Annotated in this window: 29 protein-coding genes and 1 pseudogene; 10 read left to right on the plus strand and 20 right to left on the minus strand. The window is 63.4% G+C overall.

The annotated features are described in order from the left end of the window. From AC2FNA_RS22850 to AC2FNA_RS22865, 4 genes and pseudogenes are all read left to right on the plus strand, one after another. Positions 1–226, plus strand: a pseudogene (locus AC2FNA_RS22850) (branched-chain amino acid ABC transporter permease); the annotation flags it as partial. 12 nt (positions 227–238) lie between these two features. Further along, positions 239–994 carry an ABC transporter ATP-binding protein gene (locus AC2FNA_RS22855; protein ID WP_496830560.1) on the plus strand — a complete coding sequence of 252 codons (756 nt, stop codon included), beginning with the start codon at positions 239–241 and terminating at the stop codon, positions 992–994. A 69-nt stretch (positions 995–1,063) separates the two neighbouring features. After that, positions 1,064–1,819: an ABC transporter ATP-binding protein gene (locus AC2FNA_RS22860; protein ID WP_496830562.1), complete on the plus strand. Its 756-nt coding sequence runs from the start codon at positions 1,064–1,066 to the stop codon at positions 1,817–1,819. A 194-nt stretch (positions 1,820–2,013) separates the two neighbouring features. Then, positions 2,014–2,880, plus strand: coding sequence for a glycosyltransferase family 2 protein (locus AC2FNA_RS22865; RefSeq protein WP_496830564.1), 867 nt, complete (start codon positions 2,014–2,016; stop codon positions 2,878–2,880). A gap of 1 nt (position 2,881) precedes the next feature. On the opposite strand, the gene AC2FNA_RS22870 is transcribed toward AC2FNA_RS22865, so the two are convergent. Genes AC2FNA_RS22870 through AC2FNA_RS22880 form a run of 3 tightly spaced genes read right to left on the minus strand, consistent with a single transcriptional unit; the run spans position 2,882 to position 6,347 of the window. Further along, on the minus strand, positions 2,882–3,685 hold the full coding sequence (locus AC2FNA_RS22870; RefSeq protein ID WP_496830566.1) for a 3-hydroxybutyrate dehydrogenase: 804 nt from the start codon (positions 3,683–3,685) through the stop codon (positions 2,882–2,884). Beyond that, positions 3,682–5,190 (minus strand): class I adenylate-forming enzyme family protein, encoded by a 1,509-nt coding sequence (locus AC2FNA_RS22875; protein ID WP_496830568.1) that lies wholly within the window; start codon positions 5,188–5,190, stop codon positions 3,682–3,684. Before AC2FNA_RS22875 ends, AC2FNA_RS22870 begins: the two co-directional genes overlap by 4 nt. Further along, positions 5,187–6,347, minus strand: coding sequence for an acetyl-CoA acetyltransferase (locus tag AC2FNA_RS22880; RefSeq protein ID WP_496830570.1), 1,161 nt, complete (start codon positions 6,345–6,347; stop codon positions 5,187–5,189). The genes AC2FNA_RS22875 and AC2FNA_RS22880 overlap by 4 nt, the downstream gene beginning before the upstream one ends. A 90-nt stretch (positions 6,348–6,437) precedes the next feature. Between AC2FNA_RS22880 and AC2FNA_RS22885 the strand changes: the two genes are divergently transcribed. From AC2FNA_RS22885 to aat, 4 genes are all read left to right on the plus strand, one after another. Beyond that, complete coding sequence (locus AC2FNA_RS22885; protein WP_496830572.1) at positions 6,438–6,974, plus strand: LuxR C-terminal-related transcriptional regulator; 537 nt, start codon at positions 6,438–6,440, stop codon at positions 6,972–6,974. Between the two features lie 147 nt (positions 6,975–7,121). Next, entirely contained in the window at positions 7,122–7,616 is a 495-nt protein-coding gene (accB, locus tag AC2FNA_RS22890; RefSeq protein WP_496830574.1) for an acetyl-CoA carboxylase biotin carboxyl carrier protein, read from the plus strand. A 10-nt stretch (positions 7,617–7,626) separates the two neighbouring features. Further along, positions 7,627–8,976 (plus strand): acetyl-CoA carboxylase biotin carboxylase subunit, encoded by a 1,350-nt coding sequence (accC, locus tag AC2FNA_RS22895; protein WP_496830576.1) that lies wholly within the window; start codon positions 7,627–7,629, stop codon positions 8,974–8,976. A gap of 51 nt (positions 8,977–9,027) precedes the next feature. Continuing rightward, positions 9,028–9,660: a leucyl/phenylalanyl-tRNA--protein transferase gene (gene aat / locus AC2FNA_RS22900; protein WP_496830578.1), complete on the plus strand. Its 633-nt coding sequence runs from the start codon at positions 9,028–9,030 to the stop codon at positions 9,658–9,660. On the opposite strand, the gene AC2FNA_RS22905 is transcribed toward aat, so the two are convergent. The 6 genes from AC2FNA_RS22905 to AC2FNA_RS22930 all read right to left on the minus strand — a co-directional run bounded on the left by AC2FNA_RS22905 (position 9,624) and on the right by AC2FNA_RS22930 (position 13,486). Then, complete coding sequence (locus AC2FNA_RS22905; RefSeq protein ID WP_496830580.1) at positions 9,624–9,983, minus strand: DUF2155 domain-containing protein; 360 nt, start codon at positions 9,981–9,983, stop codon at positions 9,624–9,626. The genes aat and AC2FNA_RS22905 overlap by 37 nt on opposite strands. Next, positions 9,980–10,435, minus strand: coding sequence for an outer membrane lipid asymmetry maintenance protein MlaD (gene mlaD, locus AC2FNA_RS22910; protein ID WP_496830582.1), 456 nt, complete (start codon positions 10,433–10,435; stop codon positions 9,980–9,982). Before mlaD ends, AC2FNA_RS22905 begins: the two co-directional genes overlap by 4 nt. Before the next feature lie 10 nt (positions 10,436–10,445). After that, positions 10,446–10,829 carry an NADH:ubiquinone oxidoreductase subunit NDUFA12 gene (locus AC2FNA_RS22915; RefSeq protein ID WP_496830584.1) on the minus strand — a complete coding sequence of 128 codons (384 nt, stop codon included), beginning with the start codon at positions 10,827–10,829 and terminating at the stop codon, positions 10,446–10,448. Between the two features lie 90 nt (positions 10,830–10,919). Beyond that, the gene (locus AC2FNA_RS22920; RefSeq protein WP_496830586.1) at positions 10,920–11,318 is read right to left on the minus strand and encodes a RidA family protein; all 399 of its coding nucleotides are present in this window, start codon (positions 11,316–11,318) and stop codon (positions 10,920–10,922) included. 130 nt (positions 11,319–11,448) lie between these two features. Continuing rightward, on the minus strand, positions 11,449–12,717 hold the full coding sequence (clpX, locus tag AC2FNA_RS22925) for an ATP-dependent Clp protease ATP-binding subunit ClpX (RefSeq protein ID WP_234139427.1): 1,269 nt from the start codon (positions 12,715–12,717) through the stop codon (positions 11,449–11,451). 142 nt (positions 12,718–12,859) lie between these two features. Beyond that, positions 12,860–13,486, minus strand: coding sequence for an ATP-dependent Clp protease proteolytic subunit (locus AC2FNA_RS22930; protein ID WP_234139426.1), 627 nt, complete (start codon positions 13,484–13,486; stop codon positions 12,860–12,862). A 242-nt stretch (positions 13,487–13,728) separates the two neighbouring features. On the opposite strand from AC2FNA_RS22930, the gene AC2FNA_RS22935 reads away from it, so the two are divergent. Next, on the plus strand, positions 13,729–14,733 hold the full coding sequence (locus tag AC2FNA_RS22935; RefSeq protein ID WP_234139425.1) for a GlxA family transcriptional regulator: 1,005 nt from the start codon (positions 13,729–13,731) through the stop codon (positions 14,731–14,733). 24 nt (positions 14,734–14,757) lie between these two features. Here the strand turns inward: AC2FNA_RS22935 and AC2FNA_RS22940 are convergent, their stop codons facing one another. The 11 genes from AC2FNA_RS22940 to AC2FNA_RS22990 form a co-directional block, all read right to left on the minus strand. After that, entirely contained in the window at positions 14,758–16,020 is a 1,263-nt protein-coding gene (locus AC2FNA_RS22940) for an FCSD flavin-binding domain-containing protein (protein ID WP_496830589.1), read from the minus strand. A gap of 38 nt (positions 16,021–16,058) precedes the next feature. Beyond that, the gene (locus AC2FNA_RS22945; protein ID WP_496830591.1) at positions 16,059–16,769 is read right to left on the minus strand and encodes a c-type cytochrome; all 711 of its coding nucleotides are present in this window, start codon (positions 16,767–16,769) and stop codon (positions 16,059–16,061) included. Positions 16,770–16,772: 3 nt separating this feature from the next. Further along, positions 16,773–17,834, minus strand: coding sequence for a c-type cytochrome (locus tag AC2FNA_RS22950; protein WP_496830593.1), 1,062 nt, complete (start codon positions 17,832–17,834; stop codon positions 16,773–16,775). Next, positions 17,818–19,101 (minus strand): sulfite dehydrogenase, encoded by a 1,284-nt coding sequence (soxC, locus tag AC2FNA_RS22955; RefSeq protein ID WP_496830595.1) that lies wholly within the window; start codon positions 19,099–19,101, stop codon positions 17,818–17,820. Before soxC ends, AC2FNA_RS22950 begins: the two co-directional genes overlap by 17 nt. A 79-nt stretch (positions 19,102–19,180) precedes the next feature. Continuing rightward, complete coding sequence (gene soxB, locus AC2FNA_RS22960; RefSeq protein ID WP_496830597.1) at positions 19,181–20,884, minus strand: thiosulfohydrolase SoxB; 1,704 nt, start codon at positions 20,882–20,884, stop codon at positions 19,181–19,183. A gap of 101 nt (positions 20,885–20,985) precedes the next feature. Continuing rightward, positions 20,986–21,837, minus strand: coding sequence for a sulfur oxidation c-type cytochrome SoxA (gene soxA / locus AC2FNA_RS22965; RefSeq protein ID WP_496830599.1), 852 nt, complete (start codon positions 21,835–21,837; stop codon positions 20,986–20,988). Between the two features lie 77 nt (positions 21,838–21,914). Next, positions 21,915–22,244 carry a thiosulfate oxidation carrier complex protein SoxZ gene (soxZ, locus tag AC2FNA_RS22970; RefSeq protein ID WP_234139418.1) on the minus strand — a complete coding sequence of 110 codons (330 nt, stop codon included), beginning with the start codon at positions 22,242–22,244 and terminating at the stop codon, positions 21,915–21,917. A 33-nt stretch (positions 22,245–22,277) separates the two neighbouring features. Then, positions 22,278–22,694: a thiosulfate oxidation carrier protein SoxY gene (gene soxY, locus AC2FNA_RS22975; protein WP_496830602.1), complete on the minus strand. Its 417-nt coding sequence runs from the start codon at positions 22,692–22,694 to the stop codon at positions 22,278–22,280. 42 nt (positions 22,695–22,736) lie between these two features. Then, a complete protein-coding gene (gene soxX / locus AC2FNA_RS22980) occupies positions 22,737–23,210 on the minus strand; it encodes a sulfur oxidation c-type cytochrome SoxX (RefSeq protein ID WP_496830604.1) in 474 nt (157 codons plus the stop codon). A 130-nt stretch (positions 23,211–23,340) separates the two neighbouring features. Next, entirely contained in the window at positions 23,341–23,919 is a 579-nt protein-coding gene (locus AC2FNA_RS22985) for a thioredoxin family protein (RefSeq protein WP_234139415.1), read from the minus strand. 27 nt (positions 23,920–23,946) lie between these two features. Then, positions 23,947–24,684, minus strand: a complete 738-nt coding sequence (locus AC2FNA_RS22990; RefSeq protein ID WP_496830606.1) for a cytochrome c biogenesis CcdA family protein — start codon at positions 24,682–24,684, stop codon at positions 23,947–23,949. A 95-nt stretch (positions 24,685–24,779) separates the two neighbouring features. On the opposite strand from AC2FNA_RS22990, the gene AC2FNA_RS22995 reads away from it, so the two are divergent. After that, positions 24,780–25,157, plus strand: coding sequence for a thioredoxin fold domain-containing protein (locus tag AC2FNA_RS22995; protein WP_496830608.1), 378 nt, complete (start codon positions 24,780–24,782; stop codon positions 25,155–25,157). Positions 25,158–25,227 lie beyond the last annotated feature (70 nt).

Below are 25,227 nucleotides of genomic sequence, written 5' to 3' on the forward strand. Positions count from 1 at the left end.
CCAGTGGTTCAGCTTCCTGCCCGACGGGATCGAGGATTTCATGGTCTTTATCGTGCACCCGTTCATCGGCAAGGGCTGGCACCTGACGCTGGGCATCCTGTTCATGCTGGTGGTGATTTTCCTGCCCGGTGGCCTTGTGGAAGGCGGCCAGAGGCTGGGCAACTGGCTGCGCAACCGGGGCAAGCGCTCGGGTGAGGCCAAGACCAAGCACGAGCCTGCGGAATAAGGAGCCGGGACCATGGGAATTCTCGAAGTCAAGAATGTGGGCAAGCGGTTCGGTGGCCTTCAGGCGCTGTCCGATGTCAACCTGAGCGTGGCCGAAAACACCGTTCACGCGATCATCGGGCCAAATGGCGCGGGCAAGTCCACCTTGCTCAACTGCCTGGTCGGCAAGCTGATCCCGGACAGTGGCAGCGTCATGTTCGACGGTCAGTCGGTTCTGGGGCGCGCGCCCTTTGAGATCAACCAGATGGGTATCAGCCGCGTGTTCCAGACACCCGAGATCTTTGGCGATCTGACGGTGCTGGAAAACATGATGATCCCCTGTTTTGCCCGCCGCGACGGGGCGTTCGAACTGAACGCCCTGCCCTCGGTCGGCAGTCAGAAGGATGTCGTAGAACAGGCCATGCACATGCTGGAAGAGATGCGGATGGCCGACAAGCGCCACATGCACGCGGCCTCGATGTCGCGCGGCGACAAGCGGCGGCTGGAAATCGGTATGTGCCTGAGCCAGCAGCCCCGCCTGCTGCTGCTGGATGAACCGACCGCGGGCATGGCACGGGCCGATACCAACAACACCATCGACCTGCTCAAGCAGATCAAACAGGAGCGCGACATCACCATCGCCATCATCGAACATGACATGCATGTGGTGTTCAGCTTGGCCGAGCGGATCACCGTTCTGGCCCAGGGCACGCCCCTGGTCGAGGACACGCCGGAAAACATCAAGGGTCATCCGAAGGTGCGCGAAGCCTATCTGGGCGAAAGTGCGTAAGGGAGTGCGTCACTCATCCCGAAAAGCGGGAACCGGTTTTCGGACAAGATGAGTGAGAAAGGATAAACGATGAACGTAAAACCCGATTTCTCCAAGAACGCCAACCAGGCCACCACGGCGCCCGCCTTCCTGTCGGTCTGGGACATGCACGCCTATTACGGCGAGAGCTATATCGTGCAGGGCGTGAACTTCAACGTGCACGAGGGGGAGATTCTCGCCCTGCTGGGGCGAAACGGGGCGGGCAAGACCTCGACCCTGCGCTCGATCGCGCGCACTGGCTCGCCCCTGGTGACCCATGGCGAGATCTGGCTGGACCATCAACCACTGCACAAAATGGCCAGCTACGAGGCCGCGCAGGCCGGGTTGGGCCTCGTGCCCGAGGATCGACGGATCATCCCCGGACTGACGGTCGAAGAGAACCTGCAACTGGCCCAGATCGCGCCGCCGATCGGCTGGTCGATCGACCGGCTCTACGACCTGTTCCCACGCCTGGGTGAGCGGCGCAAGCAAGAGGGAGTGACGCTTTCGGGCGGCGAACAGCAGATGCTGGCCATTGCCCGCGCGCTGGCCCGCGACATCAAGGTTCTGTTGCTCGACGAACCCTATGAGGGGCTGGCGCCAGTCATCGTGGACGAGATCGAAAAGACCCTTATCCACATCAAGGAACAGGGTATGACCACGATCATCGTCGAACAGAACGCGGTGCGGGCGCTGGAATTGGCCGACCGCGCTGTGATCCTGGATACCGGCACGATCGTCTTCGACGGCAGCGCCGCCGAAGTGCTCGGTAACGCCGAACTGCGCGCCGAGTATCTGGCGATCTAACTTCACACTCCCCGTCGTGCAGGGCTATCAGCCCCTGCCGATACCTTGAGACCGGCCCTGAAGGGCCGGTTCTTTTTTGCCTTGCAGAAACCGTTTTCCGACACGGAAAACGGCCAGGAAAAGATCTTTTCCTGGTCGGAAATTCCCAATTTCCGACCCTTGCCCGAAAGGTCCGCGCCTGCCTAAATGAGAGCATGAAAATATGTGCGATCACCATGGTTTACCGCGATCACTGGGCGCTGGGTCAATGGTACCGGCACTTTGCACGCCAATTGGGCGCCGAGCATCTTTACGTCGTGGCCCATGGCGCCGACCCCGAGATTGCCCGCATCTGTCCCGGCGCCAGCATCCTGACCATCCCGCGCGACGATCTCAGCCGGTTCGACACCCGCCGGGGCGACATGCTCAACGCCTTTCAGAACGGGCTGAACCAGATTTACGACTGGGTGATCCGCACCGACGCGGATGAGCTGATCTGCCTCGATCCCGCCCGTTTCGACAGTTTTACCGATTTCTTCGCCCGCCAGCGCCGCAGCGCCGTTTTTTCCCTGGGACTGAATCTGGGCGAACGGGCCGAGGACGCCACGCTGCAAGGGGATGAACCGGTCCTGAACCACCGCCAGAGCGCGGTCTTTACAGGCAATTACTCCAAGGCATGGGCGGTGCGCAACAGGATCGGTCTCAAGGCGCACGGGGTGCAGCTGCGCCCGGCACGGGTCGAGAGCTTCCCCTTCATCATGCCGCGCGGTGTCTATCTGGTGCATCTGAAATACGCCAACAGCGCCGCACTGGCGCGTGCTGCGGAACACCGGCGAGAGGTGGCCGACCAACCGGGCCTGGGTAATCCCGGCCAGGCCTGGCTCAACCCTGGCACCGACAGCCGCCGCTTCTTCAAACAGTTCGAGGCGCTGCCGGAGTTGCCATGGGAAGAGGCCGAGCCGCGCGCCTATGCCGATATCTCGACCGAACCGGTGCGCGAACCCGGTCCCGGCGTGGTGCGCGCGCGCCGGGACACGCCGCGCATCCGCACCCGCCTGCCTGACTGGTTCAGCGCGCTCTGATCTATTGCGCGGTCCAGCCGCCATCCACCGGGATCGCGGCCCCGGTCACGTTATGGGCGGTGAGGGCGCAAAGCCACAGCGCCAGCGCCCCGATCTCTGCCGGGTCCGAGGCCCGGCGCGAGGGCTGTTTCTCGGCCATCAGATCGGCCATAGCCGCCTCGCGATCGGCGCCTAGCGCCGCCATCCGCGCGGCGATCTGCGGCTCGAGAATGGCGGTTTCGGTCCAACCCGGACAGATGCAATTCACGGTCACGCCGCCCCGGCCCCGATCACCAAGCGCGGCATATTCCAGCGCCGCCACTTTGCTCAGCCCGATCAGCCCGTGCTTGGCCGCCACATAGGGCGCCTTCTCGACCGAGCCCACAAGACCGTGCACCGATGCAATGTTGATCACTCGGCCATAGCCACGCTCGGCCATGGCAGGCATGGCGGCCTGCATGGTGTAGAAGGCGGCGCTCAGATTGACGGACAGGATCGTCTCCCAGGTCTCGCCCGCCATCTGGGCCAGCGGCGCGGTGCGCTGGATACCGGCATTGTTGACCAGGATATCGGCGCCGCCCCAATGGGCCACCTCTCGCATCAGCATGGCGATCTGGCCAGGGTCGCGCAGGTCGCCGACAAAGAACCGCGCCTCGGGCGCGCCCGCCGCGCGCATCGCGGCACAGGCCGCCTCGGCCTCTCCTGCATCGGCCAGCCCATGCACCGCGATGCGGGCACCGGCCCCCGCCAGCACCTTGGCAATCGCCAGCCCGATGCCCTGGACCGAACCGGTCACCAGCGCCGTCTTTCCACTCAGATCGGTCATCCCTCGTCCTCCAGCATCCGGCGCAGTTCGGTCTTGAGAACCTTGCCGTAATTGTTCTTGGGCAGCTCCGGCAGCCAGCGATAGTGCTTGGGCCGCTTGAACCGCGCGATGTTCCGGGTGCAGAGCGCGTCAAGCTCTGCCGCCTCGGCCTCTCCAACCACAAAGGCCACCACCTCCTCGCCCCAGTCGGGATGGGGCCGGCCCACCACCGAGGCCTCGCGCACCAGCGGGTGGGTCAGCAGCACCTCCTCGACCTCGCGGGGATAGATATTGGAGCCGCCCGAAATGATCAGGTCCTTGGAGCGGTCCTGAAGCGTCAGATACCCATCCGCATCCAGAAACCCCATATCACCGGTCATCAGCCAACCGTTGTGCAAGGTCTTGGCGCTTGCCTGCGGGTTGCGCCAGTATCCCGGCATCACCACGTCGCCGCGCACCATCACCTCGCCGGTCTGGCCCGGCGGCAGTGGCGCGCCCTCCCCATCCCCGATACGCAACTCGACCGGGGATTGCGCTCGCCCGACACTGGCCAGCCGCGCCTGCCAGCGCGGGTGGTTACGGTGGGTCACGTCATGGCGCGACAGGGCAGTGATGCCCATCGGGCATTCACCCTGACCATAGATCTGCACGAAGATCGGCCCGAAATGATCGACCGCCTCGACAATATCGGCCAGATACATCGGCCCGCCCGCATAGACCACGGTGCGCAGCCCCTCGCCGGTTTCTCCGCTGGCGCGGGCCTGGTCGGTCATCCGCTTGACCATGGTGGGCGCGGCAAACATCTGCACCCGCGTGAAATGGCGCGCCAGATCGAAGATCTCATCCGGCTCGAACCCGCCCGAGGCCGGACAGACATGGCGGGCCCCGCGCAGCACATGCACCATGTTATAGAGCCCGGCGCCATGGCTCATTGGGGCGGCATAAAGCACCGTATCCTCGGGCGTGACCGGGTCAACATCCACCGGATAGGCGAGCGAGACCGCCATCAGCATGCGGTGGGTGATCATCACCCCCTTGGGCCTGCCCGTGGTGCCGGAGGTGTAAAACAGCCAGGCCAGATCGGTGGGATCACACTGGGCGGGCTCCGCGACCGGGTCGGCGGCAAGGATCACGGCCAGCCCGGCCGCGCCCGTCTCGACAATGCGGCCCGGCGCCTGGGCCTCGTACAGGGCGGCGGCCAGATTGGGCGTGGCAAAGGTGATCGTGGTTTCGGAATCGGCAAGGATATAGGCCGCCTCGCGCCCGTGCAGCTTGGCATTGATCGGCACCGCGGCGGCTCCGGCATACCAGATGCCATAGAGCAGGATCAGGTACTCGGGACAGTTCGCCATGAAAAGCGCGACCCTGTCGCCGGGCGCCACCCCCTGCCCCCGCAGCCAGCCCGCCACCCGCGCTGCGCGCTTGTGAAACTCCGCATAGTTGGCCACCAGATCGCGCCCGAGATAGAGCGCCGGGCGGTCGCCGCCCGCCTGCGCCTGCCGCGCCAGCCAGAGGCCGATATTCATGCCTTGACCGGTTCAAGGATCGAGGCGTAATTGGCCACCCCCGATCCCCCCATGTTGAAGACCAGCCCCAGTTCGGCGCCCGGATGCTGCATCGCATCCGCCTGCCCCAGAACCTGGCGCGCGATCAGGGCATGCATGGATACGCCCGTGGCCCCGACCGGATGCCCCTTGGCCTTGAGTCCGCCGGACAGGTTTACCGGCAGCCGCCCGCCCGCATGGACGACACCGCCCTCCAGCAGGTCAGCCGCATGGCCATGGGCAGCCAGTCCCATCGCCTCGTAGATCAGCAACTCGGCGATGGTGAAACAGTCATGAACCTCGGCCACGTCGATATCGCTGACGGTGACGCCAGCCCGGTCATAGGCCCGGTGGATCGCCCGGCGCGGTCCCTCGAAGGCCAGCAGATCGCGCTGCGACATCGGCATGATGTCATTCACCTGCGCCACGCCGCGCAGCCGCGCGGCCTTGGCCACGTCACCCAGCATATCGTCGGCCACCAGCACGAGCGCCGCCGCCCCGTCCGAGACCAGCGAACAGTCGGTCTTTTTCAGCGGCGCGGCGATGATCGGGTTGCGATCGGACACCTCGGCGCAGAACGCCTCGTCCAGCGGTTTTTGCAACTGCGCCAGCGGGTTGTTGACAGAATTGCCGTGGTTCTTGGCGGCAATCCGGGCCAGCGCCCGGCTTTGATCGCCGTAACGGTCGAAATAGGCCTGCGCGAACATGGCAAAGACGCCGGGAAAGGACAGGCCCGCCTCTTCCTTTTGATACGCCGCATGGCCAAGGGCCGCGGCCACCTCTGCCGTGGGCAGATGGGTCATCTTTTCCACCCCGATCACCAGCGCCACCCGCGCCTCGCCCGACAGGATCGCCTGACGCGCGGCAAACACCGCCGCCGAGCCCGAGGCGCAGGCGTTTTCCAGCCGGGTCGCGGGCTTGAAACGCAGGGCGGGGTCGATGCTCATCGCCAGCGAGGACGGAAAGCCGTCCCCCACCAGACCGGCATTGAAATGCCCGACCCAGATGCCATCGACCGCCTCGGCGCCCAGCCCGGCATCGGCCAATGCCTCGTGCCCGGCGGCGGTGATCATGTCCTCGACCGACATGTCGGTCAGCTTGCCGAATTTGGTATGCCCCCAGCCCGCGATGGAAACCATGGTCCGTCCTCCCCAAAAGATCTGTGGCAAATCCTGCCAAGACGCAGCTTTCGCTTCAATTCCGTAGAAATACCCGTCACCATACGCGGCATGAGTGACCCCGGCTTCGAATATGCGCCTATCGGTCTGGTAGAGCTGGAAAACCGCGTCATCCGGCGCTGCAACCTGCATTTTGCCAGCATGTTCGGCGGACAGGAAAGCGACTATCGCGACATGCCGCTGCTCAGGCTCTATCCCAGTCACGAGGATTTCGAGCGCATCGGCAAGCGTGGCCTGCAGGTCATGCGCGAAACCGGCTATTACACCGACGAACGCATCATGCGCCGCCGCGATGGCGATCTGTTCTGGTGCCGGGCGCGTGGCAAGTCGCTGACGCCCGACGACCCGTTCCGCCACGGGATCTGGAGCTTTGCCGACATCTCGGAAGAGCGCCGCGTGGTCGAGCTGACCCCGCGCGAACGCGAGGTGGCGCTGCTGACCTGCCGGGGCCTGTCGGCCAAGGAGGTGGGCGCGGAACTGGGACTCAGTTATCGCACTATCGAGGCGCATCGCGCCCGGCTGCTGGAAAAATTCGGCGCCCGAAAGCTGCCGGAACTGGTGGCGAAACTCTCCGGGATGCCGCTTTGATCGCAATTTCCTCGCAATCGAGCGGCGCAAACCCCATGTTTCCCGATGACAGGGCGCTTTTCATGGCCCGGCGCTTGGCCTATAACGCCGCGTAATTCACGAGCCCGAACACCACAAACGGGCCAAGGGGAACCGTCGAGGACACTCATGACAGACAGCAGACACGAAGCGGATGTGGCATTCATCAAGGCGCTGGCCGAATTGCTGCGGGAAAACGATCTGACCGAAGTGCAGGTCAAGCGTGAATATGGCGAGGAAGACAGCCTGAACGTGCGCGTCAGCCGCGTGTTGCCCGCAGCGGCCCCGGTGCAGGTCGCCGTGCCCTCCGCTGCCCACGCTGCTCCGGCCCCGGCGGCCCCTGCGGCGCCCACTGCTGCGCCGGCCAGCACCGAGGACCCCGCCGCCCATCCGGGCGCCGTGACCTCGCCCATGGTTGGCACCGTCTATCTGCAGGGTGAACCGGGCGCGCCCGCTTTCGTCAGTGTCGGCGCCAGCGTTGCCGAAGGTGACACGCTGCTGATCGTCGAGGCGATGAAGACCATGAACCACATCCACGCCCCGCGCGCGGGCACAGTCAAACGCATCCTGGTGGGAGACGGCGACGCCGTGGAATTCGGCACCCCGCTGGTCATCATCGAATAAGGGCGCCGTCATGTTCGACAAGATCCTGATTGCGAACCGAGGCGAGATCGCCCTGCGTGTGATCCGCGCCGCGCGCGAGATGGGGATCGCCACGGTTGCCGTGCACTCCACCGCCGACAGCGACGCGATGCATGTGCGCATGGCCGACGAATCGGTCTGTATCGGCCCCCCGCCCGGCAGCCAGAGCTATCTCTCGGTGCCCGCGATCATCTCGGCCTGCGAGATCACCGGCGCCCAGGCGATCCATCCCGGCTATGGCTTTCTGTCCGAAAACGCCGGTTTCGTGCAGATCGTCGAAGATCACGGAATCACCTTCATAGGCCCCTCGGCGGAACATATCCGCATCATGGGCGACAAGATCACCGCCAAAGAAACTGCCAAGGAACTGGGTATCCCCGTGGTTCCCGGCTCGGATGGCGGCGTGGCCGATCTGGCCGAGGCGCGCCGGGTCGGTGAGGAGATCGGCTATCCCGTGATCATCAAGGCCACCGCCGGCGGCGGCGGCCGCGGCATGAAGGTCGCCCGCAATGCCAAGGAGATGGAGCACGCCTTCTCCACCGCGCGCTCCGAGGCCAAGGCCGCCTTTGGCAATGACGAAGTCTATATCGAGAAATACCTGACCACGCCGCGCCATATCGAGATCCAGGTGTTTGGCGACGGCAAGGGCAACGCGGTGCATCTGGGAGAGCGCGACTGCTCGCTGCAACGCCGTCACCAGAAAGTGTTCGAAGAGGCCCCCGGCCCCTGCATCACTCCGGAGGAACGCGCCCGGATCGGCAAGATCTGCGCCGATGCGGTGGCCAAGATCGACTATATCGGCGCCGGTACCGTGGAATTTCTCTACGAGAATGGCGAGTTCTACTTCATCGAGATGAACACGCGTCTGCAGGTGGAGCATCCGGTGACCGAGGGCATCTTTGGCGTCGATCTGGTGCGCGAGCAGATCCGGGTTGCCGCTGGCCTGCCGATGTCCTTTACCCAGGACGATTTGCAGATCAACGGCCACGCGATTGAGGTGCGGATCAACGCAGAGAAACTGCCGAATTTCTCGCCCTGCCCCGGCAAGATCACCGCCTATCACGCGCCCGGCGGTCTGGGCGTGCGGATGGATTCGGCGCTCTATACCGGCTACTCGATCCCGCCCTATTACGACAGCCTGATCGCCAAGCTGATCGTGCAGGGCCGCGACCGGCCCGAGGCGCTGGCCCGCCTGCAACGGGCGCTGAGCGAGCTGATCGTGGACGGGATCGACACTACCGTGCCGCTGTTTCACGCGCTGCTGCAAGAGCCCGACGTCCAGAGCGGCACCTATAACATCCACTGGCTGGAGCGCTGGCTTGCGGAGAACCTGGCCGACTGACTGTGTGGGCCGGGTTTACCCCCCGGTCCCGCACCGCGCACCGGGCGCGGCATGACGCTCGCGCCCGAACTGTTGCTGCATGGCTATTCCATCGGCATCTTCCCCATGGCAGAGCACCGCGACGACCCCGAGGTTTTCTGGGTCGATCCGATCCGGCGCGGCGTCTTTCCCCTGAACGGCTTTCACCTGTCGCGCAGCCTGGCGCGGCGGATGCGACGCGGCGACTATCAGGTCAGCATCGACCGTGATTTCGCAGGCGTGCTGGATGGCTGCGCCGACCGGGCAGAGACTTGGATCAACCCCGAAATCCGCGCCAGCTATCTGGCACTGCACCGCTTGGGTCATGCCCATTCGCTGGAAGTCTGGGACGGCACGCATCTGATCGGCGGCGTCTATGGCGTGGTTCTCGGCGCGGCCTTCTTTGGCGAGAGCATGTTCTCGCGCCGCACTGACGCGTCAAAGATCGCGCTGGCCTATTTGGTCGACAGGCTGCGACAGACCGGGTTCACCCTGTTCGACACCCAGTTCCTGACCGCGCATCTGGCCTCTCTCGGCGCGGTCGAAATCCCGCGCGCCGAATACCGGCGTCGGCTTGAGCGCGCGCTGGAAGGGGCGGCGGATTTCTCGGCCGTGATCGAGCAGAGCCCTCAGGGCGTCATACAGCGGATCACCCAGACGTCATAGCGGGAATGGTCCAGCGCGCTCAGCGCCGGGGACGATGCGATCATCCAGCCGTCAAAGATCGCCTGCCGCTGGCCATGCTCCCAGATGGTGAGATAGGCAAAGGCGTCGCCAGTGGGGTTCTCGACCGGATAGCGGCAATCGCCCAGCGCCACGTCCAGCCCGTAGATCTCTGCCGTTTCGCCGTTTCCAACCCGGAAATCTTCGGTCTGGCCACTGACCTTGTCGAGCCCGCGCAACAAGGCCCCGGTGCCCGAGGTCACCTCGTCCGCCGCCAAAAGCGGCGCTGGCAACAGGGTCAGCAGGACCGCGACAAAACGGATCACTCGCCGCTCCCGTCGCCTGCCACAAACTTGACCAGCAGCGAGATCAGGCTGACCGCGCCCTGGGTGTCGTCGATCACGTCGCCCGGTTCGAAATAGAAGGCCGAACCGCCCGGCATGATTTCAAGGAAGTTACCGCCCAGCAGCCCTTCCGACGAGATTACCGCCGCGCTGTCATCAGGGATCTGGATCCCTTGAGTAACGGTGAAACGTGTGTCGGCGCGATAGCTGTCGGGGTTGAGATCGACCCCGGTGACGGTGCCGATCTTGACCCCCGCCAGCCGCACATCGGTGCCCACGGTCACCCCTTCGAGCGAGCGGAACGAGGCCGCCAGTTCGTATCCGCCAGTGCCGCGCGACAGGCCGGTTGCCTGGCTGGCATAAACGCCAAAGGCCAGCGCCGCGGCCAGTACCGCACCGCCGACCAGAACTTCTGTCATGTTGTGGCTGGACATATCCGCCTCTTTATTCCGGGCTCCAGGCCTCGTAATCACGCCGTTCAACCGGCTTGGGCCGGCGCAGAGAACCCGCCGGGACATAGGCCAGAGGTGTGCCGGTCAGGTTCTCCTGATGTGGCTTTTCCCAGGCCTTGTGTGGCAACGGCCGCTCGGTCGGCGGTTCATCCCAGGTCCGGTGCAGCCAGCCGTGCCATTCCGGATCGATTCGGCTGGCCTCGGCCTCTCCGTTGAAGATCACCCAGCGCTGGCTGTCATCACCATTGCGATAAAAGACGTTTCCCTGCGCGTCCTCGCCCACCCTGGTGCCCTTGCGGGCGGTATAGATCCGGGTGTTCAGCGTGGCACCGTTCCACCAGGTCACGGCGCGCAGCAGGGTGTTCAGGATTCCCATAGGGTACCTCCGAAAATTACTTATCAGCAGATATGACCGATGCGCGCGCCAAGGTCCAGAGGCCAGCCCCGCGACAGGCCCACGCAGCCGTTATTGTGGCAACAAGGCCGTGACTTCGATCTCGATCCGGTATTTGGGGTCGATCAACCCGCATTCGATCATCGTCGCCGCCGGCGGATTTGCGCCAAAAGTCTCGGCCAGGATCGGCCAGCAGGGCTCGAATTCTGCCGCTTCGGGCAGATAGTAGTTCACCCGCACCACATCGGCGAATCCCGCGCCGGCCTCTTTCAGCGCCGCGCCGATGACTTCCAGCGCGGAACGGCACTGTGCCACCACATCATCACCTTGCCCCACGGTTCCTGCCACATGGACAAAACCGCCCGCCACTACCGCGCGACAATAGCCGATCTTCGCCTCGAACGCGCCGCCCGATGAAATCCGTCTGATACGCAACTTTGCTTTCCCTACCTGAGCGCCTTGCACCGACATGGTGCTTTCCTCTTGCTGAAAAATATCCCGGGGGAGTCACCGCAGGTGACGGGGGCAGCGCCCCCTTGCCCCCCCTCAACACAAAACGGCGCGGAAGCACCGCGCCGTCCTATCCGCTCATCCCCGGCTTTCAGCCGGCGCTTGCCGATCCCTTTTCGTTTTCGGCATAGATCAACAGCGGCTGCGCATCCGAGGTCACTGCCTCTTCGTTCACCACCACCTTGGTCACGTCGTTCATGCTGGGCAGATCGAACATGGTATCCAGCAGGATATCCTCCATGATCGAGCGCAGGCCGCGCGCGCCGGTCTTCCTTTCGATGGCGCGCTTGGCGATCGCCTTCAGCGCGTCGTCGGTGAAATCCAGCTCGGTATCTTCCAGCTCGAACAGGCGCTGATACTGCTTTACCAATGCGTTCTTGGGTTTGGTCAGGATGGTGACCAGTGCATCCTCGTCCAGATCCTCAAGCGTCGCCAGAACCGGCAGACGGCCAACGAATTCCGGTATCAGGCCGAATTTCAACAGGTCCTCGGGCTCCAGCTCGGTAAAGAGCTCCCCCACTCCGCGCTCGTCACTGGCGCGCACATCGGCGCCAAAGCCCATGGCGCTGCCCTTGCCACGCTGCGCGATGATCTTGTCGAGACCTGCAAAGGCCCCGCCACAGATGAACAGGATATTGGTGGTATCCACCTGCAGAAATTCCTGCTGCGGATGTTTGCGCCCGCCCTGCGGCGGCACGCTGGCCACGGTGCCTTCCATCAGCTTCAAGAGCGCCTGTTGAACCCCCTCGCCCGACACGTCGCGGGTGATCGAGGGGTTTTCCGACTTGCGGGTGATCTTGTCGACCTCGTCGATATAGACGATGCCGCGCTGGGCGCGTTCGACATTGTATTCGCTGGCCTGCAACAGCTTGAGGATGATGTTCTCCACATCCTCGCCCACGTAACCGGCCTCGGTCAGGGTGGTTGCATCGGCCATGGTAAAAGGCACGTCCAGAATGCGTGCCAGCGTCTGCGCCAACAGCGTCTTGCCGCAGCCGGTCGGGCCGATCAGAAGGATGTTGGATTTGGCCAGTTCGATATCATTGCCGGCCTTCTGGGCGTGGTTCAGACGCTTGTAATGGTTGTGCACGGCAACCGAGAGCACCCTCTTGGCGGTGGACTGGCCGATCACATAGTCATCCAGCACGTCACAGATATCGCGCGGCGTCGGCACCCCGTCCGAGGATTTCAGGCTGCTGCTCTTGGTCTCTTCGCGGATGATGTCCATGCACAGCTCGACACATTCGTCGCAGATGAACACCGTCGGACCCGCGATCAGTTTGCGCACCTCGTGCTGGCTCTTGCCGCAGAAGCTGCAGTAAAGCGTGTTCTTGCTGTCACCGCCTGAATTCGTCGCCATGGTCACCCTTTCCGGCCTTCGTCCCGGCGCCCCGCTCCGCGCGGACGGGAGGCCGATTTGTTCATGAAGCTTAGGCCAGCATACCGGCCGCTACAATGTCAAACTTCCCGGTGCGCGGGGTTGTCCGTGCACCACCTGCCGATCAGGCGTCGTCGCCCTTGCTGCGACTTTCGACGATCTCGTCGATATGACCCCATTCCTTGGCCTCTTCCGGCGACATGAAATTGTCGCGGTCCAGCGCCTTTTCAACGGCTTTCTTGGTCTGGCCGGTGTGCTTGACATAGATGTCATAGAGCCGGTCCTTGAGTTTCTGGGTCTCGGCGGCATGGATCATGATGTCGCTGGCCTGACCCTGATACCCGCCCGAGGGCTGGTGCACCATGATACGGCTGTTGGGAAGCGAGAAACGCATCCCCTTTTCACCGCCGGCCAGCAGGACCGACCCCATCGAAGCCGCCTGGCCGATCACCAGGGTCGAGCATTTCGGCTTGATATACTGCATGGTGTCATAGATCGACAGGCCGCTGGTCACCACGCCGCCGGGGCTGTTGATGTAGATCGAGATCTCCTTGTTCGGATTCTCGGCCTCCAGATGCAGCAGCTGGGCCACGATCAGGTGGCTCATCCCGTCATGAATCGGGCCGTTGATGAAGATGATCCGCTCCTTCAGCAGGCGCGAGAAGATGTCATAGGCGCGCTCGCCCCGGCTGGTCTGTTCGACCACCATGGGGACAAGGGTATTCATATAGGTATCGACGGGATCGAACATCTGGGACCTGCCTGCTCTTAGCGTTGGTTCGGGACATTACCCGAGGAGGGTTACACGAGTCTTAGTGTCGCCTTGGAGGGGCTGCAAGGGCCGGAGGCGATTTCGTTTGCCGCAGACACGCGCGGCGGCATGACGCAAATCGGCAACAATGCGACGCATATTGACCTTGCGCCGGGCAAGCCGCACGGTACGGGCATGTAACCCGTCGGAGCCCTTGCCCGCTCCTTCCCGATCAGAGCGCCATGACCCAGACCCCCTTCGTTTCCAAAGCAGCCTCCGCCTCGGTTTCGCTTAACTATGACGGGCCGTCGCAGGATTTCCGCTTTCTGTTGCTGCCCAAGGCGACGATGCTGGCAGTGGCCGCGGCCATCGAACCCCTGCGCATCGCCAACCAGCTGACCAAGAAGCAGCTATATACCTGGCATACGATGACCGAGAACGGTGCGCCGGTCACCTGTTCCAACGGGCTGCGCATCACCCCGGATCAGGCACTGGCGCCGCTGCCGCCCGAGGCGATGGGTTTTGTCTGCGCCGGGGTCGAACCGGAGAAAAGCTATTCACCCGCCGTTCTGGCCTGGCTGAGGCGGGAATATCGCCATGGCAGCGCCCTGGGCGGCATCTGTACCGGCGCCTTTGCCCTGGCCCGGGCGGGGCTGCTGGAGGGGCGCCGTTTCACCCTGCATTGGGAAAACCAGCCCGGCTTTGCCGAGGCCTTTCCGGACCTGACCCCGACCCCGAACATCTACGAGCTGGACGGGCGGGTCACCACCTGCGGCGGCGGCAACACCGCCATCGACATGATGCTGGCGCTGATCGAAAAGCAGCACGGGCCCAAGCTGGCCATCGTGGTGGCCGATATGTGCATCCACATGCGCTCGGGCCGGCAATCGCCGCAGCGCTCGGCGCGGTCGGTGGCGATCGGCAGCCGCAACCCCGCGCTGCTCAAGGCGATCGAGCTGATGGAGGCGGAACTTGAGGAGCCGCTGACCAACGACGATCTGTGCGACCGGCTGGGCATCTCGCGCCGCCAGCTGGAGCGGTTGTTCAAACGCTACCTGGATCAGGGACCGATGGCGTTTTACCTCAACCTGAGGATCGAGCGCGCGTTCATCTTTCTGAACGAGACCAACATGACCGTGGCCGAGATCGCGGCCGCCACCGGCTTTGCCAATACCAGCCACCTGTCACGGCAGTTCCGCGCCCGTTACGGCGCCTCGCCGCATTCCTTCCGCAAGGCGTGGTCCTGAGCGGACCACGCCCCACGCGGCCGTTTAGCCAAACATGTCCGAGGTGATGCCGGCATACCAGCCGATGCTTTCCTCGTAAGTGGCCTGGCGCAGTTCGGCGCTTTCGCCGGTGGCACTGATAAAGCCGTCGACCTTGGCGATCTTCTCGTCCGTCGCCTCGTAGGTGGCGCCGACCTTGACCCCGTCATCGGTGCCAATCAGCGACCAGCAGGTGTTCGAGAACTTGGCCGGGAACATCTTGGAGCCGGTCAGCGCCGCGCGCACTGCCATTGCCGCCACCTTGGCCTGGCTGTTGGCCGAGAAGCCAGATTTCGGCATGTCGCCCTGGTTGGTGGCGTCGCCCAGCACGTGGATGTTCTCGTCCATCCGGCTTTGCATCGTATGGCCGATGACCGGCGCCCAGTTGCCTTCGTTGATGCCCGCGATTTCGCAGATGCGGCCCGCCTTCATCGCCGGGATCACGTTGCAGACATCGACCTTGGTCTCTTCGCCGTCGATGGTGACGGTCATCGCGTCGGGATCGACCGATACGTCGCCACCACCGAAATCCGGACCGATCCAGTCGACCATGCCCGAATAGTGGGTGTTCCAGCCTTCCTGGAACAGCGCCATTTTCGAGAATTTCGGCTTGGGGTCGGCCACGATGATCTTGGCGGTCGGGTTTTTCTGTTTCAGCACATGCGCCACCATCGAAACCCGCTCGTAAGGTCCCGGCGGGCAGCGATAGGGGTTGGGCGGGGCCACCATGGCGAAGGTGCCGCCTTCGGGCATCGCCTCGATCTGCGCCTTGAGCAGTTCCGACTGCGACCCGGCCTTGTAGGCATGGGGCATCTTGTTCTGGGCACTGACGTCCCACCCCTCGACCGCGCCATCGACAAAGTCGATGCCGGGGCTCAGGATCAGCCGGTCATAAGGCAGCACGCCGCCCCCTGCCAGGCTGACGGTGCGCGCGTCACGGTCGATGCCGACAGCCCAGTCATGCACCACGTTGATGCCGTATTCGCTGGCCAGCTTGCCATAGGAATGGGCGATGCTCGACAGTTCGCGAAAGCCGCCGATATAGAGGTTCGAGAAGAAGCAGGTGTAATAGCTGCGGGTCGGTTCCACCAGGGTCACGTCGATGGCCCCATCGGCCCCCTTGGCGATATAGCGCGCCGCGGTTGCACCGCCAGCACCGCCGCCCACGACCACGACACGGGGTTTGCCCGCGCCCAGCACCATCGGTGCCTGAAGCGCCGCCGCCGCCGCGACACCGGTGCCCAGGAATGTCCGTCTGTTCAAAGTCATCTGGTTTCCTCCTCCAAGAAACAAATGAGCGCCGGACCTTACTCCAGCGCTTCGAAATAGGCCGCCAGTGCCGCGATCTCCTCATCTGACAGCCGCCCGGCCATCATCTGCATCACCGGGTGTGGCCTGATCTTCTGTTTATAGGCATGCATGGCCAGAACGAAATCCTCGGCCAGCCAGCCGGTGATCACCGGAATGCCGTCATAGTCACCATCGGTCTGGTGGCAGGTGGTGCATTCGGTGGACAGGTATTCACCATATTCGGGATCGCCCACCATGGCCAGCACCTCGGGCGCCAGTTCCACATCCTGTTTCAGCGCGGTGGGCGCCGCCTCGGGGATGTTCTGGGGACTGGCCGAGAACCGGCGCAGATAGGCAAGGATATCGCCCCGGTCCTGCGCGTCAGGCAGGCCCGCAAACTCCATGTTGGTGCCCGAGACCAGCGTCTTGGGATTGGTCAGATAGGCGTCGAGATGTTCGAGATCCCAGACCATCCCGTCGCGCCGCGCACGCAGGATGCCCGGTGAGTAGTCGAAATTCTCGAACTGGGCGACCTTGCGGTCGAAGATGCCGTTCAGATGCGGCCCGGTGCCATGCTCGGCCCCCTCGCCCACCTGGTGGCAGCTGGCACAGACCTGAAACAGCCCCTCCCCGCGCGCGGCATCGCCGATGTCCCGCGCGGTCTCGTCGGCACGGGCCGCCCCCGTCAGGGCGGCCCCGGCCAGTATCGCTCCTCCCAGCCAGCGCATCGCTTACTCGAAACTCTTCAGGTATTCGATGACGGCGGCGATATCGTCCTCCTTCTTCAGACCGGCAAAGGACATCTTGGTCCCCTTCATATAGGCCTTGGGTTTGGCGAGGAAGGCGGCGAGTTCGTCCTCGGTCCAGACCAGCCCGCCTTCGCCAGCGGCCTGCATCGGCTTGGAATACTTGAACCCGTCAACCGCACCGGCAGCATGTCCAACGATACCGTTGAGCATGGGACCGGTCTTGTTCTTGGCACCCTCGCCGACTTGGTGGCAGGCCTTGCACTTCTTGAAGGCCTTTTCCCCCGCTGCCACCAGCTCGGGATCAAGCGCCGCCTTTTCCACCGGCGCAGGTTCCGCCACCGTTTCGGTTGCTGCCGCTTCGGTGACAGTGGCCGCTTCCTCGGGCTCTGCCGCGGCCGCGTCGTTCCCGCCCGTATCCGGCGTCACGTCCAGTACTCTGGCGCGCATGGTGATCTCGACCGTGTCCTTGCAGTTTTCCATGCAGGGCTCGGCGGTCCAGAAATGCGCTTCGGACGTTTCGCGGTCATCGATGATGAACCCATCGGCATTGGGCAGTTCGACCTCGGCGAAATTCTCGTTCGAGAGCACGAAATCGTCATCCACCAGATCGTTGGAATAGAGGATATAAGCCACGATCGCATAGACGTCGTCCGGGCTGAGCGACTGCGCGTTCCCAAAGGGCATCGAGCGGTTCACATAGTCCCAGGCGGTGGACAGGTGCGGCCAGTAGGAGCCTACGGTCTTGAGCGGATCCTCGCGGTCGAGCGTGTCCATGCCACCGGCCAGCTTGGGCCAGTTGTCGACACCCTCGGCGAAATCGCCGTGGCAGATGGCGCAGTGTTCGGCAAACACCATCTCGCCATCCTCGACCGAACCCTCGCCTGCGGGCAGGCCGGTGCCATCGGGGCTGACGTCCAGATCCCAGGCGGCGATCTCTTCGGGCAGCGCCGGGCGGCCCAGACCGAATTCGCCCGCCCAGGCCGGCGCCGACAACATCAGCGCGGTGACCGATGCGGTGAGGGTCAGCTTAGGAAACTTCGACATTTTCGGCCACTCCGTTTGCCTTGACCCACCAGGTCTGGATCGCGTTGTTGTGATAAATCGAGTTGAGGCCCCGCACCTCGCGCAGCTGCGCCTTGGTGGGCTGCACATAGCCGCTGGAATCGCGGGCGCGGCTTTGCAACAGCATCTCGGAGCCGTCCCAGTTGGTATCGAGATAGAACCGGGTCAGCGCCTTCTCCTGCCCCGGCGCTGCCAGGCGGGCGGGCTGCCAGCTTTTGCCGCCGTCGATCGAGACATCGACACCGGTGATCGCGCCACGGCCCGACCACGCCAGGCCGGTGATCACCAGCGGACCGGCACCATGGGTGATCGGCGCCTGCGGGCTGGGCGAGGTGACAACCGATTTGGCATCCATCACCCAGGTCCATTTGCGGCTGGTGCCATCCTCGAGCGTGTCGGTGTATTTCGAGGTTTCCTCGCGGCTTTCGACGGGGCCGTCCATCACCTCGATCCGGCGCAGCCACTTGACCCACATGTTGCCTTCCCAGCCGGGTACAACCAGGCGCACGGGATAGCCATGTTCCTTGCGCAGCGCCTCGCCATTGGCCTTGAAGGCGACCAGAACGTCATCCAGCGCCTTTTCCATCGGGATCGAGCGGCCGTTGGATGAAGCATCGGCGCCCTCGACATAGACCCATTTGTCCTTGAGATCGCCCGCCGCGCTCAAGCCCGCCTCTTCCAGCAGGGTGCGCAGTGAGACGCCGGAATACTCCATGTTATGGATCATGCCATGGGTGAACTGGGCGCCGTTTAGCTGGGCACCGGCCCATTCCATGCCCGAGTTTGCCGCACATTCGCAGAAATACACGTGGTTCTGGCGCGGGAAACGTTCCAAATCCGCATAGGAGAAGACCAGCGGCTGATCGACCAACCCGTTGATCATCAGGCGGTAATCTTCCTTCTTCAACGCGATGGCGCCCGAATGGTGCCGTTCGAAGGCACATCCCTGCGGGGTGATGGTGCCATCCAGCGCGTGGATCGGGGTGAAGTTGATCGAGCTGATCGTGTCGGCGGTCAGCCATTCCACGTTGCGGCGAATGACGTCGCCCTCGTATTCGATGGGCAGGCCATAGGGGGTCGCGTCCACACCGTCGCCGGTGGCGCGCGCCCAGTCCTGAACCTCGGTGATCAGCGGATCGGGGCCTGCGGCCCGTGCCGCGCCCGCCGCCACGGCCCCTGCACCGGCGGCCGCGACACTGGTCAGGAACCGGCGGCGCGACGGGCTGTGCTTGCCAGAGCTTTCACTCATACTATTGCCTCCTTTGCATCACTGCATTCGCCTATGTGAATGCAATCGCTCAAAAAAATTTTGGCTAGGTGTGAGCGCCTCAGGCACCCACGACCTCGACCGATGTATTCGGGGTCACGTTGACGGTGCCCAGTTTGCGGATGTGATTTTCGACCACATCCCAGATCTGCGGGCCTTCGGTGCCCTCGTTGACGCTGGCCCAGCCGGCGACGACATAATTCTTGGCCGGGTCGATCTTTTCCCCGGTTTTCAGCAGGGTCATCTCGCTGATGCGCTCTCCCTGCGGCTTGGTCACGTCGATGCGGTAACCCAGCCCGCCGACACGCACCATGTCGCCGCCCTGCTGGTAATAGGGGTCGGGGTTGAACAGGTTGTCACCCACATCCTCGAGCACCACATGCAGGAACTCTCCGGTCATCTCGGTGCGATAGGCGGCACCGTAACTCATCGAGGTGACGTTCCAGATATCCTCTCGGGTGATCTCCTGCCCCGGCAGGATCGACGGCCCCCAGCGCACGCCGGGCGACATGGCGATATCAGCATCGCGTTCGGAGATGAGCGCGTCGCAGATCAGATCGTCCCAGGTGCCGTTGAAATTGCCGCGACGATAGAGCAGCGCATCATCGGCGGTGCGCCCGATCACCTCGCGCAGCTGGTCGATATGCGGCTCTCGCTGCGCGTTGATCAGGGCGGTTACCTGCGGGTCGGGCGCGATCACGTCGGAAAAGATCGGGATCAGCTTGTGTTTCAAGCCCATCATCCGGCCATCGCGGATATCCAGATCGACCCGGCTGACGAATTTGCCGTTCGAGCCGCTGGCGATCACATAGGTCTGCTCCACCAGCACCGGTTCGGGCAGCGCGTCATGGGTATGGCCGCTGAGAATGACATCGATGCCGGTGACCCGGCCCGCCATCTTCTTGTCCACGTCAAAGCCGTTATGGCTGAGGACCACGACGACCTCGGCACCTTCGGCGCGGACCTCGTCGACCATGGCCTGCATGTTTTCTTCGCGGATGCCGAACGAAAACTCTGGGAACATCCAGCCCGGGTTGGCGATCGGCATATAGGGGAAGGCCTGACCGATGACGGCGACCTTGACGCCTCCGCGCTCGAAGAACTTGTAGGGTTTAAACAGGTCCGACGGCTCGTCCCATTCAGCGTCAAAGATGTTCTGGCCCAGCGAGGCAAAGGGCAGGCTTTCGACCAACTCGGTGACCCGGTCGGTGCCCAGGGTGAATTCCCAGTGGAAGGTCATCGCATCTGGTTTCAGCGCGTTCATCACGTTGACCACATCCTGCCCCTCGGTGTGGAAGCAGGTGTAGGAGCCGTGCCAGGTGTCACCGCCATCCAGCAGCAGCGCATCGGGCCGGTCCGCGCGGATCGCGTTCACCACGGTGGCGACCCGGTCCATGCCGCCCACCCGACCGTAGGCACGGGCCAGCGACGAGAAATCGTCATAGGTCAGCGCATAGGCCGAGGGGCTGCCATCCTCGATCCCGTAGAAGCGGCGGAAATCGGCACCCGTGACATGCGGCATCTGCCCCTTGGCCGCACCGATGCCCAGATTAACCTCGGGCTCGCGGAAATAGATCGGCATCAGCTGGGCATGGATGTCGGTGATATGGATCAGGGTCAGGTTGCCGAACGTGTCGAATTCCAGCAACTGGTCCTGGGTCAACGCCTGCTGCGCGGCCAGCCGGGACCAATTGCCAAAGCCGGAGGCCCCCACCAGGGCCGATGCGGCCATGGAAACCTGAAGAAAGTCGCGACGGGAGATCATGAGGCAGCCTTTTCCTGATCGTTTTCATCATAAATTCACAAAAGTGAATTTGTCTGGGCAAAAAAGACCCCGCACCGATATTCCGGTGCGGGGCCCAGTTGTTAGTTGCGGACCGAGGGTCCTTCGACCGACAGACCGTTGCCGCGGCTGGCAACATAGAGTTCCAGCGCCACAAATTCCGGGCTACCAGAGCTGAACGTCTCGGCGCGGGTATCGCGCACGCAGCCCTTGAAGCGGGCATGGGCCGTGTTCAGCTTGGCATTTTTCAGGCGGTAGGTCGGGAAACCGTTGATCTGCCCCTGGCTCAGGTGGTCGGCGCGGATCATGTTGCCATAATTGTCCTCATGGCAATTCGCGCAGCTCAGTTCCAGCTGACCATAACGGGTGTAGTAGATTTCCTTGCCCATCTCCCAGGTTGCCTGAACCGGGCCGTCAATCGCCACATTCACCGGCATGCCGCGCGAATGCACCGAGATCAGCGCCGTCATCGCCGCCATGTCGCCACCGTCATATTTCCACGCCTTGGCGCCCATGCGGTTCTCGCGGCAGTCGTTGACCTGCGCTTCCAGAGTGCGCACCTCTCCGGCGGCCTCGTTCCACTTGGGATAGACAGCCCGCACGCCCGCCATGCTTTCGGCGGCATCGCCGTGGCACGAGGCACAGGATTTGCCCTCGGATCCATCGGCGGTGTCCCACGCCTCTTGCGCCTGGTCGACAAAGACCATGGCCGGGTTGTCGAAGTCATCCATTTGCAACGCCTGAGTCTCGTCCGAACGGAAGCGCCAGCCCGAGTACAACTCGGACAGCGCCCCATCCAGATGGGCGGGCGCTTCGGTTTGGGTGACCATGTTGATCTCGCCGTTGACGACCAACTCATCGCCGTCCGGGCCGGCCACCGCCGCCAGAGGCGCGGCCAGCAACGCGGCAATCGCGGTCATTGCCCTGACTTTCATCCATATTCCTCCCTTGGGTGATTGGCCGCGCCCGGTTCGCGCACCGGGCGGCGGCATCTTTTGCCTAGGACCGCGGATCAGGCGATCGTGATCGACTTGTTGTCGTTGTAGACAGAGCCGTCATCGTCATACCAGGTGAAGGCGAATTCGCCCGCTTCGGGCACAGTCGCTTCGAACTGGAAATAGGGGTTGGTGGAAATCGCCGGCTCCATGGTGATGTCGATCACCGACTGGCCGTTGAATTCGCAGGTGAAGCGGTTGATGATCGAACGCGGAATGACATTGCCTTCCTTGTCCTTGCGCTGACCGCTTTCCATCGCGTGGCTGATGAGGGTCTTGATCGTGATTGCCTCACCGGCTGCTGCCGATTTCGGGACTTTCACGCGGGGTTTAACACCAGATGCCATGTGTCTTGTCTCCTGATTATCGGACGAGCGGGCTTAGCCGCCACAGCCGCCGATGGTCACTTTTACGGTCGAGCTGGCCTTGACGAAGGAACCGTCGGCCATCTTGGCGATGGCGACAACGTCCTGAGTCCCGGCCAGACGAATGCGGGTGGATGCCGACTGCGCCGCAGCCAGCGGGCCAAAATTGAACTGCGCCACGCCCGGGGTCGGGTTGCCCATGGCCAGAACCAGAATCGACGCCGCGCCGGGCGCGCTGACCTCGATCGGAACGGTATTGCCGTTCTCGGCAATCTCGGGCGCGGTCAGGGTCAAACCGCCCTCGCCCATTTCGGCACCGCCGGTGAACTCGGCGATCCGGTCCTCGGCAGCGGCGTTCACGCGGAACGGCAGCACCGTCAGGGCCGCTGCGCCCAGGGCCAGACCCAGGGTGTCACGACGTGAGAAATCCATCGTTGCTCTCCTTTGTTTGTCGCCGTGCGGTTTCGGCACGGCTTATTCGTCCTTGAGGGTCGCGAGGAATGCGACCACGTCTTCGATCTCTTGCGCCGACAACAGAGGTGACAACGCACCCTTAGCGGCTTTTCCGGTATAGGCATCACCGGGGCGGGTATAGCCGTCGATCCGGTAGAAGGACGGCATCATCGATCCTTCGAACGTCATCTTGGCATTGGCGATCAGCCCGCGAAGCTCGGCCTCGGTCCAACGGCTTCCTGCGCCGTCCAGCGACGGCCCGATCTCGCCATGGAAGGGGACATCCGCCAATGCGCTGACCTGATGGCAGGCGACGCAGTTGCCGTGCTTTTTCGAGCCCACGACCATGGCACCGTTGGCCGCATCGCCGGGTGTTCCGGTCAGCGATGCCTCGACGGCGCCGTCGGCATAGACCACATCGCCTGGTGCAGTTTCACCCGCCCAGGCTGCGCCACCGATCAGCGCGGCGGCCAGCGTCAGAATAGTTGTCTTCATGTGTCCTCCCATTGGCTCCCACGTGTCTGCGCACGTGGCGAAACTCGCTCGGTATACCGTAGGCCACGAACCACCCCGAACGCAACATCAAATTCACAAATGTGAATTGGAATTTTGTTGCGCCCGACGCTCAATCCGTGGAACCATTGCTGCGCTCCTGAATGCGCCGTGCGTGATACCGTTGAAAATCCTCATCGTTATCAAGCGCATACCGCTTTTCAGCAACCCAGGTGAACATGTCCAGCGTGGTGCCCGCGCCAAAGGCGCCGGGCATCACCGCCACCGCCGCCTGCTGGGCCGACTGATCCTCGGCCACCTCTTCGGGCAGGAACAGAATCGTCGGCGTGAACAGGATGCCCCATTTGCGGGCCATGTCCTTTTCCGACAGCGCCTCACCATCGAAATCGGTGACCTCGATATCGCCGTGCAGATTCAATTGTACCACGAAATAGTTCTCTTCGATATAGCTGCTCACCTCGGGTCGGGGAAACACCTCCTTGTGCATCTTGGCGCAATAGACGCAGCCGCGCTGCTCAAAGAACAGCACCAGGCGTTTGCCCTCTGCGTTGGCCTCGCCCAGGTCCTCGCGCAGGTCCTTGAACGTGTCGCGCATCCACGCGGTCTTGTGCAGCCCGTCATCGCCCAGCTCCGCAGCCTGCGCGCCTCCCGTCAGGGCCAGCAGGCCCAGTATCGCCAGAAATCTTCTCATTTCCTCACCTCATAATCAGCCCGCCCCTCAGCCCAGTGCCGAAAAGCTGGGAACCCAACGGATCATCGTGTCGGCGATCCAGTTCACACCGCCGGTGACAATCAGGATAGCAAATACGATCAGCATTGCCCCCATCCCCTTCTCAACCCAGGCAAAGGCGGCGCGATGGCGCTGGACCCACCCCAGAAAGGGACGCGCGAAAAAGGCGGCTACCACAAAAGGCGCGGTCATGCCGACGCCATAGACCAGCAGCAAGAGGCCACCACGCCAGATCTCGCCCATGCCGCTGGCGATCATCAGGATCGCCGCCAGCGCCGGGCCCACACAGGGTGTCCAGCCAAAGCCGAAAGCCAGACCCATCAGATAGGCCCCAAGCAGGGTCGAGGCGGGCATGGAACTGTCCATCCGGGCCTCGCGATATAGCAGCGGCACCCGGATCACGCCCAGGAAATGCAGGCCGAACACCACCAGAATCGCCGCCGCCGCCCAGGACAGCGTGTCCAGATAGGTGCCAAACAGCCGCCCGAGCGCGGTCGCCCCCATACCCAGCATCATGAAGACCGAGGTGACCCCGGCGGCGAAGGCGATCGACGACACGATCAGACGCCGCTGTGCCCCCGGCGCGATCCGCCCGTCGCCGCGCAGTTCGGCCATGCTGAGCCCGCCCATATAGGACAGGTAGAACGGCACCATCGGCAGCACGCAGGGTGTAAAGAAGCTGAGCAGCCCGGCAAACAGCGCACCAAGATAGGAAATTTCGAACATCTGTCGGCCTTGTGATGCACGGCGCTTGCGCGCGGCTTGATCTATTCACACATTCAAATTATGTTTTGTGTAAGTGAAAGGTCAACGGTGCATTCATGGGCATGACGAGAAACTTTCTGGCCGCGGGTTTGGCCGCGGTCCTTGCCTTGCCGGCGCTGGCCGCGGAATTGGTCATGGTCGAGCAGCATGGCTGCGAATGGTGCGCTCGATGGAACGAGGAAATCGCGCCGATCTACCCCAAGACCGCCGAGGGCGCCTTTGCCCCGCTGCGCCGGGTCGATCTACGCGCGATTCCCTCCGACCTGGAAACCGCGCGCCGGGTGGTATTCACCCCGACCTTTCTGATCGTCGAGGACGGGCGCGAGCTGGCGCGGCTCGAAGGCTATCCGGGCGAGGATTTCTTCTGGCCGCTCCTGGAAAAGCTGTTGGTCGATCACACGGGCTTTGTGCCCAAACCTCCCGGCAGCAGTTGAGCAGGCGGGACACGAAAACAAACATATTCGCGTGTGATGGTGGATTTCGCGCGGCAAATCGGTTAAGGGG

It is taken from the genome of Ruegeria sp. YKSD163, assembly GCF_059612905.1.

Coding starts and splice junctions, on each gene's coding strand:
- AC2FNA_RS22855 (WP_496830560.1), top strand. CDS start 239: ATGGGAATTCTCGAAGTCAAGAATGTGGGCAAGCGGTTCGGTGGCCTT.
- AC2FNA_RS22860 (WP_496830562.1), top strand. CDS start 1,064: ATGAACGTAAAACCCGATTTCTCCAAGAACGCCAACCAGGCCACCACG.
- AC2FNA_RS22865 (WP_496830564.1), top strand. CDS start 2,014: ATGAAAATATGTGCGATCACCATGGTTTACCGCGATCACTGGGCGCTG.
- AC2FNA_RS22870 (WP_496830566.1), bottom strand. CDS start 3,685: ATGACCGATCTGAGTGGAAAGACGGCGCTGGTGACCGGTTCGGTCCAG.
- AC2FNA_RS22875 (WP_496830568.1), bottom strand. CDS start 5,190: ATGAATATCGGCCTCTGGCTGGCGCGGCAGGCGCAGGCGGGCGGCGAC.
- AC2FNA_RS22880 (WP_496830570.1), bottom strand. CDS start 6,347: ATGGTTTCCATCGCGGGCTGGGGGCATACCAAATTCGGCAAGCTGACC.
- AC2FNA_RS22885 (WP_496830572.1), top strand. CDS start 6,438: ATGAGTGACCCCGGCTTCGAATATGCGCCTATCGGTCTGGTAGAGCTG.
- accB (WP_496830574.1), top strand. CDS start 7,122: ATGACAGACAGCAGACACGAAGCGGATGTGGCATTCATCAAGGCGCTG.
- accC (WP_496830576.1), top strand. CDS start 7,627: ATGTTCGACAAGATCCTGATTGCGAACCGAGGCGAGATCGCCCTGCGT.
- aat (WP_496830578.1), top strand. CDS start 9,028: ATGACGCTCGCGCCCGAACTGTTGCTGCATGGCTATTCCATCGGCATC.
- mlaD (WP_496830582.1), bottom strand. CDS start 10,435: ATGTCCAGCCACAACATGACAGAAGTTCTGGTCGGCGGTGCGGTACTG.
- AC2FNA_RS22915 (WP_496830584.1), bottom strand. CDS start 10,829: ATGGGAATCCTGAACACCCTGCTGCGCGCCGTGACCTGGTGGAACGGT.
- AC2FNA_RS22920 (WP_496830586.1), bottom strand. CDS start 11,318: ATGTCGGTGCAAGGCGCTCAGGTAGGGAAAGCAAAGTTGCGTATCAGA.
- clpX (WP_234139427.1), bottom strand. CDS start 12,717: ATGGCGACGAATTCAGGCGGTGACAGCAAGAACACGCTTTACTGCAGC.
- AC2FNA_RS22930 (WP_234139426.1), bottom strand. CDS start 13,486: ATGTTCGATCCCGTCGATACCTATATGAATACCCTTGTCCCCATGGTG.
- AC2FNA_RS22935 (WP_234139425.1), top strand. CDS start 13,729: ATGACCCAGACCCCCTTCGTTTCCAAAGCAGCCTCCGCCTCGGTTTCG.
- AC2FNA_RS22940 (WP_496830589.1), bottom strand. CDS start 16,020: ATGACTTTGAACAGACGGACATTCCTGGGCACCGGTGTCGCGGCGGCG.
- AC2FNA_RS22945 (WP_496830591.1), bottom strand. CDS start 16,769: ATGCGCTGGCTGGGAGGAGCGATACTGGCCGGGGCCGCCCTGACGGGG.
- AC2FNA_RS22950 (WP_496830593.1), bottom strand. CDS start 17,834: ATGTCGAAGTTTCCTAAGCTGACCCTCACCGCATCGGTCACCGCGCTG.
- soxC (WP_496830595.1), bottom strand. CDS start 19,101: ATGAGTGAAAGCTCTGGCAAGCACAGCCCGTCGCGCCGCCGGTTCCTG.
- soxB (WP_496830597.1), bottom strand. CDS start 20,884: ATGATCTCCCGTCGCGACTTTCTTCAGGTTTCCATGGCCGCATCGGCC.
- soxA (WP_496830599.1), bottom strand. CDS start 21,837: ATGAAAGTCAGGGCAATGACCGCGATTGCCGCGTTGCTGGCCGCGCCT.
- soxZ (WP_234139418.1), bottom strand. CDS start 22,244: ATGGCATCTGGTGTTAAACCCCGCGTGAAAGTCCCGAAATCGGCAGCA.
- soxY (WP_496830602.1), bottom strand. CDS start 22,694: ATGGATTTCTCACGTCGTGACACCCTGGGTCTGGCCCTGGGCGCAGCG.
- soxX (WP_496830604.1), bottom strand. CDS start 23,210: ATGAAGACAACTATTCTGACGCTGGCCGCCGCGCTGATCGGTGGCGCA.
- AC2FNA_RS22985 (WP_234139415.1), bottom strand. CDS start 23,919: ATGAGAAGATTTCTGGCGATACTGGGCCTGCTGGCCCTGACGGGAGGC.
- AC2FNA_RS22990 (WP_496830606.1), bottom strand. CDS start 24,684: ATGTTCGAAATTTCCTATCTTGGTGCGCTGTTTGCCGGGCTGCTCAGC.
- AC2FNA_RS22995 (WP_496830608.1), top strand. CDS start 24,780: ATGGGCATGACGAGAAACTTTCTGGCCGCGGGTTTGGCCGCGGTCCTT.